The 13,164-nt window shown below is 43.5% G+C and carries 12 protein-coding genes and 1 pseudogene; 4 read left to right on the top strand and 9 right to left on the bottom strand.

From position 1 onward, the window contains the following. The first annotated feature begins 182 nt into the window (after positions 1-182). The 4 genes from KO537_RS07835 to phoU all read left to right on the top strand — a co-directional run bounded on the left by KO537_RS07835 (position 183) and on the right by phoU (position 5,792). The gene (locus KO537_RS07835; protein WP_219234195.1) at positions 183-2,441 is read left to right on the top strand and encodes an ABC transporter permease subunit; all 2,259 of its coding nucleotides are present in this window, start codon (positions 183-185) and stop codon (positions 2,439-2,441) included. A gap of 59 nt (positions 2,442-2,500) precedes the next feature. After that, positions 2,501-4,159: a phosphate ABC transporter permease PstA gene (pstA, locus tag KO537_RS07830; RefSeq protein ID WP_028760532.1), complete on the top strand. Its 1,659-nt coding sequence runs from the start codon at positions 2,501-2,503 to the stop codon at positions 4,157-4,159. Between the two features lie 33 nt (positions 4,160-4,192). Further along, positions 4,193-5,011, top strand: coding sequence for a phosphate ABC transporter ATP-binding protein PstB (pstB, locus tag KO537_RS07825; RefSeq protein ID WP_028760531.1), 819 nt, complete (start codon positions 4,193-4,195; stop codon positions 5,009-5,011). Between the two features lie 70 nt (positions 5,012-5,081). Beyond that, positions 5,082-5,792 carry a phosphate signaling complex protein PhoU gene (gene phoU, locus KO537_RS07820; protein ID WP_028760530.1) on the top strand — a complete coding sequence of 237 codons (711 nt, stop codon included), beginning with the start codon at positions 5,082-5,084 and terminating at the stop codon, positions 5,790-5,792. Between the two features lie 451 nt (positions 5,793-6,243). Here phoU and KO537_RS07815 read toward each other — a convergent pair whose 3' ends face one another. The 9 genes and pseudogenes from KO537_RS07815 to KO537_RS07775 all read right to left on the bottom strand — a co-directional run bounded on the left by KO537_RS07815 (position 6,244) and on the right by KO537_RS07775 (position 12,573). Continuing rightward, positions 6,244-6,807: a hypothetical protein gene (locus KO537_RS07815; RefSeq protein ID WP_219234194.1), complete on the bottom strand. Its 564-nt coding sequence runs from the start codon at positions 6,805-6,807 to the stop codon at positions 6,244-6,246. Positions 6,808-7,342: 535 nt separating this feature from the next. Continuing rightward, a pseudogene (locus tag KO537_RS07810) lies at positions 7,343-8,336 on the bottom strand (transposase). 273 nt (positions 8,337-8,609) lie between these two features. After that, on the bottom strand, positions 8,610-8,843 hold the full coding sequence (locus KO537_RS07805; RefSeq protein WP_219234193.1) for a hypothetical protein: 234 nt from the start codon (positions 8,841-8,843) through the stop codon (positions 8,610-8,612). 20 nt (positions 8,844-8,863) lie between these two features. Beyond that, positions 8,864-9,109 carry a hypothetical protein gene (locus KO537_RS07800; RefSeq protein ID WP_219234192.1) on the bottom strand — a complete coding sequence of 82 codons (246 nt, stop codon included), beginning with the start codon at positions 9,107-9,109 and terminating at the stop codon, positions 8,864-8,866. Positions 9,110-9,252: 143 nt separating this feature from the next. Then, positions 9,253-10,032 carry an alpha/beta hydrolase gene (locus tag KO537_RS07795; RefSeq protein ID WP_219234191.1) on the bottom strand — a complete coding sequence of 260 codons (780 nt, stop codon included), beginning with the start codon at positions 10,030-10,032 and terminating at the stop codon, positions 9,253-9,255. A gap of 185 nt (positions 10,033-10,217) precedes the next feature. Next, on the bottom strand, positions 10,218-11,252 hold the full coding sequence (locus KO537_RS07790; protein ID WP_219234190.1) for a hypothetical protein: 1,035 nt from the start codon (positions 11,250-11,252) through the stop codon (positions 10,218-10,220). A 114-nt stretch (positions 11,253-11,366) separates the two neighbouring features. Further along, positions 11,367-11,711, bottom strand: a complete 345-nt coding sequence (locus KO537_RS07785; RefSeq protein ID WP_219234189.1) for a hypothetical protein — start codon at positions 11,709-11,711, stop codon at positions 11,367-11,369. A gap of 28 nt (positions 11,712-11,739) precedes the next feature. Further along, a complete protein-coding gene (locus KO537_RS07780; protein WP_219234188.1) occupies positions 11,740-12,096 on the bottom strand; it encodes a hypothetical protein in 357 nt (118 codons plus the stop codon). Between the two features lie 93 nt (positions 12,097-12,189). Beyond that, complete coding sequence (locus KO537_RS07775; RefSeq protein ID WP_219234187.1) at positions 12,190-12,573, bottom strand: hypothetical protein; 384 nt, start codon at positions 12,571-12,573, stop codon at positions 12,190-12,192. Positions 12,574-13,164 lie beyond the last annotated feature (591 nt).

The raw sequence follows: 13,164 nt of genomic DNA, 5'->3' as shown, positions 1-13,164 counted from the left end.
TTTGTAAAAGGCACCTGTTTTAAAACGGGGTGTAACACAACTGTCATCTTTGCGTCATATAATCCAACGCACTTAGAATAAAGGATGTTGTTATTGCTCAGTTTACGTTCAAACAGTGTAAGCATAGCACTCGGCAAATCCTAGCGAAAAAACTCGCTAGCTATTAATAATAGAGGTTCTTAATGGAAAGTCAGGTCACTCAACCTGGTTCTGCATCGCACAGTATGCTTAAAGGCGGACGCTCGAATCGCAGGGCATTTAAGGATAAAGCGGCGCAAATCAGCGTCACTATCGGCGGCACTATGGTATTTGTCGCCTTATTGTTGATCTTCTTTTATCTGTTGTATGTGATTAAACCCATTTTCGACAGTGCTGATGTCACACCCGTTAAGAGTGTGAGCTATCAACACGCGGATGTGCCGACCTTAATGGTGGGTGCTGAAGAGCAAAATGAGGTGATGTACCGTGTGAGTGTTCATGGTCAAGTGGACTTCTATACTGTTGCCGACGGTAGCTTACTTTCTAGCTTTACCCCGACGTTACCAGCGGGTGTTACCGTCACCAGCGCCGCCGTTGCTGTACCGAGCGAACAACGTTTTGCGCTGGGATTAAGTAATGGTCAGGTCATAGTGGCGGGCCTAGAGTTTGGTTTAACGTACCCCAATAACAAACGTTTAATCACACCTAAACTGCGTTATCCCGCAGGTGAAACCCCCATTACCGTCGATGAGACGGGCAGCGCGATTCATAAGCTGACCTTCACTTATAGCTCAGACAAAATGAGTTTTGCTTATCAAGATGAAAGTGGTGTTTGGCGCCTCACTCGTCTCGAAGGGCAAGAGAACATGATGACTGAAGAAGTGGAGTGGGTTTCTACGACGTCACAAATTCAAGATGCGCCGAAGAAAGTCTCCCACGAGCTGATGACGCCCGATCAACGTCAATTGATGTTGCAAACTGGCAATAAAATTTTCGTGTATGACATCCGTGATACTGACAGCTTAGATCTGCTGCAGGTGATTGATGTTGAACGTGCTAAGGCACAAGTCAATAACGTGGCTTTGCTGGCGGGAGCGAGTTCATTACTGGTCAGTTATGACACAGGTATTGTGGCGCAGTACTTCCAAGTTAATGGTGAAAAAGGGCGTTTATATCAAGAGATTCGTCAGTTTGATGACTTATCGCCCATTAGTTCGATTGCCTCTGAGTTTTATCGTAAGAGTTTCGCGACAGTGAGCCCTGAGGGTGAGCTAACACTACTCTATACCACGAGTCATCGTGAACTGTTTGATGCAAAGTTTGACCTTAAAAACCCCGGTAAAATGGGCTTTACCCCACGCTCAAATGGCATAGTCGTTGAGGCGGACAAAAAGCTGCATATCTTCAGTGTGGAAAACTCCCACCCAGAAGTGTCATGGAGCGCTATGTGGGACAAAGTGTGGTATGAAGGTTATCCAGAGCCTAAATATGTATGGCAATCGACCTCAGGTTCTGACGATTTCGAAGCTAAGCTGAGCTTAATGCCATTGGCCTACGGCACAATGAAAGCGGCATTTTATGCCATGTTATTTGCCGTGCCTTTATCCGTTGCTGGTGCGATTTACACTGCTTACTTTATGTCGCCTAAAGTGCGCGGTTTCGTGAAACCGACCATTGAAATCATGGAAGCTTTACCAACGGTGATTTTAGGTTTCTTGGCGGGTCTGTGGTTAGCGCCACTGATTGAAGAGCATCTCCCCGGCATTTTAATTCTACTGATCTTATTGCCGACCTCGATACTCACATCTGCCTATGGCTGGAGTAGGTTGCCGGGTAAGTGGAAACAACGTTTACCCGAAGTGTACCAAGAGCTGATGTTGATCCCTGTGGTCTGTTTCGTGGGGTGGTTCTCTTTTGCGGTCAGCCCAATCATCGAAGTGGCGCTGTTTGATGGTAATACCCGTCAATTCATCACTAACGAACTGGGGATCACCTTCGACCAACGTAACGCGCTGGTGGTCGGTATTGCCATGGGCTTTGCGGTGATCCCAACGATTTTCTCCATCGCTGAAGATGCCATTTTCTCTGTACCGCGTCATTTATCTAACGGCAGCTTAGCCTTAGGTGCGACGCCTTGGCAGACATTGACACGCGTGGTGTTGTTAACCGCCAGTCCGGGAATTTTCTCGGCCATTATGATGGGCCTTGGCCGCGCCGTTGGCGAGACCATGATCGTACTGATGGCCACTGGTAACACTGCCATCATGGAATGGAGTGTGTTCGAAGGGATGCGAACCTTGGCGGCAAACATTGCGGTTGAAATGCCTGAATCGGCTATCGGTAGCTCGCATTATCGTGTGCTCTTCCTTGCTGCGTTCGTACTATTCATCTTTACATTCTTCTTTAACACCATTGCAGAAGTGGTGAGACAGCGTCTACGTGAACGCTATAGCTCGCTGTAACGGGGATAAGACAATGACATTAAATACTATTTCGCCAGTGACCTTGAGAGGTTTGTGCAATGGGTAAGTGGGTAAAATCAGGCTCGCCATGGATATGGATGACGGGCGGTGCCGTGAGCATCAGTTTGATTGCCGTCTTAGGCTTATTATTGTTAATCGCATGGCGCGGCTTAAGTTACTTTTGGCCTGCAACCGTTTACCAGTGGGAGCTTGAAGATAACACGGGTGTACGTTCGACCTTAATTGGTGAGGTTTACGATAGGGAAGAAGTACCGACTGAGCGTTTGATTGCTGCTGGACACGTGTTTAAGCAACATCCGGGCGAGTTTGTGACCCGTTACTTAGTGAAAACCGGTAACCGTGAATTTGTGGGTTTGGATTTCCGCTGGATATTAGGTACGGACATTGTTAGCCGTTCTGTGCCAAGCGAGGTCGCACTGATCGAGCGGGCTAAAAACGGTAACTTCTACGGTTATCCGATAGCTGTGATTGAAAATGGCAAGCGTCTCGATTTAGTGAATGATGCGATTGAATCTTCCTTAATGGAGCATATCGAACGCGCAGTTGCCTTATCGGACAAAGCGGTCGATTTGCAGAAGCAAGATATTGGCTCGATTAACTACGCCATTGAAAAATTGCGTTTGCAGGAGCGTCGTTTCGAGCTGGATGGGGAACTGACCGACAGTATTAAAGCTGAGTTGGTCGCCAAGAGAGCTCAACTGCAAGAAGATTACTTAGTGCTTGAAAAAGCGTTATTTGCCCTGCGTGATGATGCGGCGCGTGACTCGGTTATTGTCCGAGATATGCGCGGCGAAGAAGTTGAACTGAAGCTCGATACCGTTCTTGATGTGACCTATGTGAATCACTTAGGACTCATAGGCAAAATTGGTAAGTGGTTTGTCGGTATTGGACGCTTTATGAGTGACGATCCGCGTGAAGCCAACACTGAGGGCGGCGTGTTCCCCGCGATTTTCGGCACTGTATTTATGGTGATGTTGATGGCGGTTATCGTGACGCCATTTGGCGTGGTTGCGGCGGTTTATCTACATGAATATGCTAAGAAAGGCCCTATTACTAAGATGATCCGTATTGCGGTAATCAACTTAGCGGGTGTGCCCTCGATTGTGTATGGTGTATTCGGTTTAGGTTTCTTCGTGTACATGATGGGCGGTTCCATCGATCAATTGTTTTACGCTGAAGCTTTGCCTGCTCCTACCTTTGGTTCGCCAGGGGTGATTTGGTCTGCATTAACCCTCGCGATTTTGACGCTGCCAGTGGTTATTGTGTCGACTGAAGAAGGGTTAAGTCGTATTCCAAGCGCGGTGCGTCAAGGTAGTTTGGCATTGGGCGCGACTAAGGCTGAAACCCTGTGGCGGATTGTGATCCCGATGGCGAGTCCAGCGATCATGACGGGTTTGATTTTGGCGGTCGCTCGTGCTGCCGGTGAAGTGGCACCGCTGATGTTGGTGGGTGTCGTGAAATTAGCGCCAACATTACCACTGGACTTTAACTTCCCGTTTGTGCATTTAGAACGTAAGTTCATGCACTTAGGGTTCCATATATATGATGTGGGCTTCCAGAGTCCTAACGTTGAAGCGGCACGTCCTCTGGTGTATGCGACCTCTTTCTTGCTGGTGTCTGTGATTGTGGCACTCAACTTGACGGCCATTAGCGTGCGTAACCACTTACGTGAAAAATATCGTTCGCTTGAGCACTAATCAGCGATTATCCTGAAAGTATTAGGACTAAATATGATTTCTATAGATTCGACAGCAATGAAAACCAATAACTTTGATTTAGCTAACTTAAGCCAGAACGACACCGCGCTGGAGATCCGTAACTTAGATTTGCGCTATGGTGATAAGCAAGCGCTGTTTAATGTATCGATGAAGATCCCCAAGAAGCAAGTTACTGCCTTTATCGGCCCCAGTGGTTGTGGTAAATCGACACTATTGCGCTGTATTAACCGCATGAATGACTTAGTTGATAATTGTCATATTGGCGGCGAGATATTGCTGCACGGCCAGAATATCTACGACAAAAAGATTGATGTCGCGGCTTTGCGCCGTAATGTCGGTATGGTGTTCCAACGCCCAAATCCTTTCCCTAAGTCGATTTACGAAAACGTTGTTTATGGCTTGAGATTGCAAGGGCTGAATAACCGTCGTGAACTCGACGAAGCGGCTGAGCGTTCATTGCGCGGCGCGGCGATTTGGGACGAAGTTAAAGACAGATTGCACGATAACGCCTTTGGTTTATCTGGCGGTCAACAGCAACGACTGGTGATTGCCCGTGCGATAGCCATTGAGCCAGAAGTGCTATTACTCGACGAACCAACATCGGCACTCGATCCGATTTCGACGCTGACGATTGAAGAGTTAATCACTGAGCTTAAGACGAAATACACTGTGGTTATCGTGACTCACAACATGCAACAGGCGGCGCGGGTATCGGATCAAACGGCCTTTATGTATATGGGTGAATTAGTTGAATATGCTGATACTAATACGATTTTCACCACGCCGAAAAAACGTAAGACTGAAGATTACATCACAGGACGTTACGGTTAATCGCTTGAGTATCGGATAAGGCCACCAAGGCTTGGTATGGGTCAACAGTTAAGTAACAGGTTGGAACGCAATGGAAAACATGAATTTAAGTAAGCACATTTCGGGTCAGTTCACCGCTGAGCTGGATGATATCCGTAATCGAGTGCTCGCGATGGGTGGCTTGGTTGAACGTCAGCTGGAGCAGGCGATTGATGCCTTAAGTGCCCTCGATGCCGAGTTAGCTCAGCGGGTGATTGCAGGCGATCATAAAGTCAATGCAATGGAAGTCTCCATTGACGAAGAATGCACGCGTATTATTGCTAAGCGTCAACCTGCGGCCAGTGATTTACGCTTGATTATCGCTATTTCAAAAACTATCGCCGATCTTGAGCGTATTGGTGATGCCTGTGTGCGGATTGCAAAAGCGGCATTAGATAAACGTTTGAATAATCAGCAGCCTTTGTTAGTTAGCATTGAAAATATGGGGCGTCATGCGACTCGGATGTTGCATGCGACTTTAGATGCCTTGGCCCGTATGGATGCCGATACCGCGTTAGAGCTGCATAAAGAAGATGCTAAGCTTGACCGTGAATATGAAGGCATTATTCGCCAGTTAATGACCTATATGATGGAAGATCCGCGTTCAATCCCAGACATACTCGACGTATTATGGGCTGCACGCGCAGTTGAGCGTGTCGGTGACCGCTGTAAAAATATTTGTGAATACATTATCTACTACGTGAAAGGCAAAGACGTTCGCCATACTTCCTACGAAGATATGGAAAAGGACATGAAAGGCTAACACAAGTATTAATCTGCTATTGTAATGCCATTCGCTGAATAAAACGCTCTACAGTCTCTGTGGAGCGTTTTGCTTTTAGAGCTTTTAAATGCGGCTTAATAAATGCCGACTGCTTTTATAGACTGATTTGACAGTACTAATAGCAATGATGAGTCAATTCGATTTGGTAAAAACGCATTGGAAAATTCTGCAGGCTAGTATAGCTGAGTGAACTGTCATTTTAGTTGCTAGGCGTTGGCTGGTATCCACACATACAGGCTTGCCATGGTACTTACTCACCGACACGCAGCAAGTCCATCCTTGGATGCTCGACTGCCCCCGTCCATGGGGCGGACGGTCGTCTCGCTAATCACCATTGCTCACCTTTCGTGCATTCGTGTAATCTGTAGATTTAAAAATTATCCGCTTGAGAACCTGAAACAGTTGGATTATCAATAGATAAAAAGACTATTTAAAGCAATTGAAAGAAGTAGGTTCCATCTGATATTTTTTTGAACACATCAAATTTTGCGTATTCTTGAAATGCTTCTGCATCTTTGTTCTCACCAAAAACTAGGCCGTTTATTCCCGACATCACAGAATTCCCCCACTGAATACGAACGGTGTTATATTCGGTGTCATCAAACAAATCAGTAACGCCAATTTCAGCCATATCTACAAGTATCTCATTTAGGTTATCTTGGGATAAGCTTGTAGGGGGCTGTGCTTCGACTAGAACTTGGTTCCAATTCTCAAAGTTTTTCTTTGCGGCTTTTTCTGTATAAGTCATCATAAAACCACCGTTAGGACTTTTTCCAAAAGTTTTTTTAAGGGGATTAATAACAATTCCATTTAAAATGATTACTTCTTCAGAGTAGTAAGAAATTTCTTTGATGTTATATTTCTTAATTTTAGCCATTAAAGTCTCAACATTACTGATCATATCAGCTTCAGTAATTAGCTTCTCATTATAGTTAGGGCTACAAGCTATCAATATTGAAGCCATTAATAAGATAAGTGTTTTTTGTAATATCATTTAAAACTACCTAGGTGTATTAATGTGGAATTATTTTGTATCTACAATTTCTGTTCATAAAGTAATAACCGCCAAGACCATTAGGGAATCTCCATAATTCACATGAATATTTATATTTGACTGTTCCGCTACCTGGTATTCTAGGCTCAACGCCACTATCTGGGCCACCGCCCCCGATTCCTGTGGCCGCTACTATTTGAAATCCATTCGAATCATCGCACGAATCAGACAAATTAGCGGTGTTGCTATCATTTTTATACACTTCTTTATAGTAATTAATGCCTCTGGTAACTTGAACTGTATCGTGAGGACAAAAAATCTGGCCATCCATTTTAGATCAACAACATAATGCACTTTTGGTTTGTCTACAACTTGTACGAGCTAAAATTGCTTAAATGAGAGTCATCAAAAGTTGAAGAGCTAAAGCTAAGGCATAGAAATGAGCTAACTCATTAAAAATTAGTGTATTTAAGACATGCTAACCCACCCAATAAAACACATGGGCAATGATTGGTTTGGTTAAGCAGTATTACAGTTAGTTGCTGTGAAAGTGCTGACAGCTTGCCGCAAAGTGCCGTCGTCGCTTTTCTAGACGTTCATAGTAATCAGTGAGTTCTTGCAGCGTACCCACCGGACCATGAAATAGCTTGCCAAATTCAGTGGACAGCTTGAGCCAATTGTCATGTGAGATATTTAATCTTGTCAGTAACTTAGCGACATTTTCACTTATTGCCCCACGTTTATCATTGCGGATGATTCGGCCTGTATCATCCACTAATTCGAGATAATCCGTTAAGGAAAACGCAATGCCATTGGGCTGGTTCTCGCGCTCATTACCGATAAAAGGCAGTAGATTTTTAGGTTGTTCACCTTTTAATGCGGCCCGAATGCGCATCTGAATACTGGTATGGTCGGATTGTTCTGGCGTATCCGCTATTTGGGCTCTAATCGGATTCAAATCAACGTAGGCCATACAGGTTAACACAGCGGCTTCATCGAGTAAGGGTTGATTCTCTATAAAAGAAGTAGGTAAACCGTCCTTCCCAAAAACGGCCAGTACAGTTATCTTCTTGATTTGCTTGTCTTGCTATTGGTTCATTAAGGCAGCGCATAAACCATGAAATATCGCATAATCGGCTGCGGTAAATTGCGATTGAATGCCTTAATCGGTTGACCTCGTGAGTTTCAACTAACTCACCTTTGGCGAATTTTTGCGTTAAGTCATCACCTTTAAACAGCTTATGCCATTGCTCAAGTACTTCGCGGTCAGTCCAACGATTGGCACTGTCGATGTCGACCCGCAGCACCACATGCAGATGATTCGACATCACCGCAAAGGCTGCCACATCAATGGCAAAAACGGCTTCAAGTTCAAACAGTAGTGACTCAACCCAACCACGGCGATGGTCATAGTTTTTTCCAGAATAGGTATCATCGCCACACAAAAACGCACGCCGAACAACGCGGCTACAGCAATGGTAATAGGGCGTATCTTCAAGACTAATTTGAGTTCTGCGAGGGCGCGGCATACAAACCTCCTTGTTTAATGCTTAACCCAAGCATAGTCGGAGGTTAACAACTGCGCCATTAAGGCTGGGTGTCCAGTTAACTAGGTACACCTTTCGTGCATTCACGTAACCTGTACATTTAAAAGACATACGCAACACACTTTGGGACATTTCCGAGTTAGACTTTTAGCTCGAATTAGTGAGTTTCGAATTAAAATTTCTATGGGTAACGCTAAGTTCAACTTAAAAACTGTCCAGCGCCGAAGGCGCGAGTTGCAACGCCTTGTTATGTTATTAAATTTCTTGGCCGTCAATTTGGACTGATGCAAGACTTTCATGATCATAAGGAATAAAGACCTTTACTGATTTTCCGCTGTTGGTTTTAACCTCTATAACCATACTTCTAGGAGGTGCAGCAAAATCATCAGAGTATAAAGTGTGTATTGCCAGTTTGCATGATTCACCAAACTCGTGTGGGCAATATAAACTTCCATCAACGGCTGGGAGAGTTACTTCAATATTAGACATTTCAATATTCCTATATTTTATTAAAAGTTAGCAGGGCCTTTTTTTACCAAAGCTTCGTCAGAACCCCGAAGATAACTTCCAGATGGACTAGAATTTTTGAAATCCCATTTTGTTCCATTCCAAACAAATGCTTCCTTGATAGCTTTTATTCTATTTTGATAATAGCCAGCTAAAATTTCAGTGCTTGATATGATTTTAAATACATATGCATCTATGTCGTTAACCCCGACTTTAATCCATTCCCCCTCTCGAACACCTTCATTCATTTAGAACTCCCATTTTTTCAACATAACGCCCGCCTAAGGGGCTGGCAACGCATTACCACTAAACTCAATCACAACAACCGTAACCACCGCGGCTCAATGGGACTGGAAACGCTACGCGTTGACAGTCCCTCTTGAGGCGTTTGTTAGCCCTTTTTACCCAGAAATTCAATGAGTAAACTTGAAAACTTTTCTGGATTTTCTTGAGGTAGCATGTGGGATTCATTTTCAATAACCACCAATTTTGAGCATCTCGACGCTCGTGCATCACTCTGTGTGGCCAGTTTAAATAAGTCTCGTGTTTTATCCCCATACCCAAATATCAAAGACAGCTCAATATTCGATAGACTTTGGACATCAATCGATGGACGTTCTTGCTGATTTAGTTGCAAAGGCAATGTATAAGCTTGCTTTAACTGTAAACTCTTTATCTCAGTGGCTTGTTTATCAAAGTAACCCGGACAATTCCCAGAACCATCAATCAATGATTCAACAGCTAAACTCAAGTTCCCCTGATGTACATGATTAAAAACAGGCTCAAACATTGAATTTGCATCCGCAACCCAAGTGTTCATTTCATCTTCTTGAACACAGCCGGGATACCCTAGCTCATACAAAAACACCTTAGACAGTGGCAATTGAGACGTTGCTATCATGTTCAATACAACATCGGCACCATAAGACCAACCAACAACATTCACGGGCTTCTCTGAAACTAACTGTTTCACAAGGCCACATAGTTCTTGAGCGTGTGAATTAAGACCAAAACTTAAGTTATCATCATTATCAAAATGACTTAAAGTCACTGAAACGACATCAAAATACTGAGCCAAGGAATCTACATGTGGGAGCCACATAGAGCCATCTGTTAATGCTCCATGAACCAAGACTAAATATTCACCACTGCCTTTTTGAAAGTATTTCAAGATTATATTCCTATTAAGGGCTAACGCCCGCTTAAGGGGCAGACAACGCCACGACCAACTTTCCGCATAACATCGTAGCCACAAAAACCAACGCATGGTAAAAATGCCACGCGTTGGCTGTCCCTCTTGAAGCGTTTGTTAGGCAACTAGACTACCAGCAAGTAGTTGGTAGTCTACTTAAGTTTCTACCCACTAAAGTCTGTTGATGATGCAGCTTGTCCCGAAGGAACCCAACTAGGAGGGGTTTCGCTCCAAGATGCTTGCATTTTGGCTGCTCTATACATGTCAGCATTAACACCCGAACGTAATAGTTGTTCTTGATCTAGTGTAATAATAATTTTTAATGCTACGTACAAACCCACCTTTGCCTCGCTGTGAGTGATTAAAGCTCCATTGTGTGCAATTTGATTTCGAAGTTGATTAAACCATATAATCGCTGTGTTAAAACTCCCCCATAGATCTTGCATCTTCTTACCATGTAGATCTTCCAAGCATGAATTTAAGTAACGTTCTAACCTGTTATTTCTAATATTACTTGTGTATCTCTCTTGTTCTTCAACAGTCGAGTTATGGACTCTATGGTGCAACTCCTGAAGCATCATCTGAGTAACATCATCTAGTATAGAGAATGAAACAAGTAAAGATTCAGAGAACAAGCCCAACTCTATAAGTTCAAAAGAGCGTACAATTCTTTTTGCAATTACAGGCTCATCGTTATCGATATACCGCTTCGCTATTTCCGTAGTACCTGCATTATCCTCTGGATGCTGTGCATTAGGCATTAAATGAGGGTAATCTTGCTGTTGAATCTTTAAACCCACAGTCAGACCTTGGAAACTATTATCGACTAAAGCATAACTGTAAAGTTGGTCACAGCTTCCTACACTTCTAACGCCGCTGCCTTCTGAATTTCCAATTCTTGACAACTTGAATGCAAGTAATAGTTTATTTATTGCTGCCATTGCTTCGTATTTGGGAAGAAACCTTTCATGAGTATCACTTTTCAATCTACGATAGGAAACAGGATCATCCCATGTAACTTCGAATTGAGTACTTAGAGACTTTGGAAGTTCCAGTTCGATTCCAAAGTCAAAAACTCTGGGATAGCTCACAATTATTTCTTTGGAATCAACTTTATATAGTCCTGATTTTATTGGAGCTCGAATCCCTAAACCTATAACATACTTTACCGTACTAGACACCTTATCTCCTTTTTTCATAATCCACAGCACCTTGGTGTTGCCTAACGCTTTACTAATGGGCTGCCGCAGCGAAGCGTAGGCAGTCCCGTGGAGGCCACGCTTTTTGTGGCCGGAACGAAATTAAGTAACTTGTTATATGGCATTTTTTTCACCAGCTTTCCGATACTCTGCTGTATCTATCTTTTTAATTTGCAAGTAACCTAAAAGCAACGATATAGGACAAATAGTCATTATTAAAATTGTAGAAACTGTGCTCATTGACTCACCTGAGACGATGTATTCAATCCCAAGCACTACCATCAAGAAAACTAGTCCTCCATAGATGAAAAAATCTACCTTCCTCTGGATTTCTAATAGTGATGAATTGCTAAGTTTTTGCGAGCATTTAGGGCAATGAAATAATGTTTCCTTTTTTGTTTTTTCCAAGTCTTTCAATCGTAAGTAACCGAACTCCTCAGAACACACGGGACATTTCATCGAACTTTCCTAAATGACATATAACGCTTCAAACACCAGCGCCGCTTGTCGGCGTCTGAGTGCTTTGACTTGTTAAGTGGCCGATGCCTGCTCCGATCGGTTCGATAATAATTTTTGCCCGGAAATCTTTGCTGGCTATACGAATACGACTTTCTGCCATGTTTGCTCTCGTAAATTCAAATGCATCTTGAATATCTCCGACCCCAGCCAATTGTGAATTAGCATAAAACACCATATTTGGTTCGTTTATGTATCTGTAAACAAACCGCTCAAACTTAGATAGTTCAAGCTTCCCATCTACCATCAGATGCTCATATCCATCTGAAGTATCCACATCTCCGTAATGGAGCTTATGCATTAATGTGACAATCTGCCGCTTATTCATAGGCCACTTAACGCCTGCAGCACGCGCGGCTTTGCAGTGAAGGCGTAGCCGCAACGGAAAGGCCGTCGCTGTGCCTGCGATTGTTAGGCATTTCTACTTCCTGCCTCTCGATATAAAGTCGGCATATTCTTCTTGAACCATTAGCTCATTCAATAACCTTTCAGATGATCCAGCGAATCTCTGTTCAATAAACTCTATCGCTTGGCCAAACGAAGCGAACGATATGACTTCATCGGCCTCCTCAAGCTCCAGATCTGGATCAAGCGGACCAAATTCATAAATATCAAGGAATGATTCATCACCCAAATCGGCTGTTTCATAAAGTGACACATCTATTCCGGGTCCGGAACCGCGAATGCTTAGCCACTTTATGCCAGCACGGCCATCGCGTTCGCAGCCACCAAGAAAGCACTCAACTGCCTTTTCTCGTTTAAGCGCCGTCTCTGCTTCCTGAAGATTGAGGTATCTACGACTCATTATTCATGCCTAACATTTTATTAGTGCGCATGCGCGTTTACCTCATTAGACCAGTAAAAACGCGCACAGTTAACTATATGTATTAAAGAGAATTTATCAGTCTTTCATCCAATACACCATCTGGAAAAACGCGCATGCGCGTTTTCCAAACCTATTAACTAATTTTGGAAAAGCATATACAAGTGATTTTAAAGGGTTTTATTAATTTTAGGCTGGATAAACGCGCAAAATAATGAGTTTAAAAACGCTCAAAAGCATCTAAATTTAAATACGACTGTATACCCATACATTGTTAGTCGCTTTACGGTAGGGCCAAACATTGGGTAAACAGATAAGAATTTGTAGGGAAACTCGTTCGTAAGTTTTCGATTTACTAAACGAGTGCTAGCAAGCTTTGGGGCAAATGCTTTTTAGGGCAGACATAGGTATTGATAACTTACCTAAGATTGTCATTGCTGCACCAGTGACCTTCTAAAACAGGGATAATGGAATGGACCCATCCACTTTTAATCGGCCTCGCAATGGGCCACGATGTAGTCGCTAAAACTCATCAGAAAGAGGACGGGTCCACCTATGAAGATTACTACAATC

The organism is Shewanella sp. NKUCC01_JLK (assembly GCF_019345615.1).
GTDB lineage: Bacteria > Pseudomonadota > Gammaproteobacteria > Enterobacterales > Shewanellaceae > Shewanella > Shewanella oncorhynchi.
Note: the sequence above shows the minus strand (reverse complement) of the source record. Positions and strands in the feature narration are given on the sequence as shown.

Coding starts and splice junctions, on each gene's coding strand:
- KO537_RS07835 (WP_219234195.1), top strand. CDS start 183: ATGGAAAGTCAGGTCACTCAACCTGGTTCTGCATCGCACAGTATGCTT.
- pstA (WP_028760532.1), top strand. CDS start 2,501: ATGGGTAAGTGGGTAAAATCAGGCTCGCCATGGATATGGATGACGGGC.
- pstB (WP_028760531.1), top strand. CDS start 4,193: ATGATTTCTATAGATTCGACAGCAATGAAAACCAATAACTTTGATTTA.
- phoU (WP_028760530.1), top strand. CDS start 5,082: ATGGAAAACATGAATTTAAGTAAGCACATTTCGGGTCAGTTCACCGCT.
- KO537_RS07815 (WP_219234194.1), bottom strand. CDS start 6,807: ATGATATTACAAAAAACACTTATCTTATTAATGGCTTCAATATTGATA.
- KO537_RS07805 (WP_219234193.1), bottom strand. CDS start 8,843: ATGTCTAATATTGAAGTAACTCTCCCAGCCGTTGATGGAAGTTTATAT.
- KO537_RS07800 (WP_219234192.1), bottom strand. CDS start 9,109: ATGAATGAAGGTGTTCGAGAGGGGGAATGGATTAAAGTCGGGGTTAAC.
- KO537_RS07790 (WP_219234190.1), bottom strand. CDS start 11,252: ATGAAAAAAGGAGATAAGGTGTCTAGTACGGTAAAGTATGTTATAGGT.
- KO537_RS07785 (WP_219234189.1), bottom strand. CDS start 11,711: ATGAAATGTCCCGTGTGTTCTGAGGAGTTCGGTTACTTACGATTGAAA.
- KO537_RS07780 (WP_219234188.1), bottom strand. CDS start 12,096: ATGAATAAGCGGCAGATTGTCACATTAATGCATAAGCTCCATTACGGA.
- KO537_RS07775 (WP_219234187.1), bottom strand. CDS start 12,573: ATGAGTCGTAGATACCTCAATCTTCAGGAAGCAGAGACGGCGCTTAAA.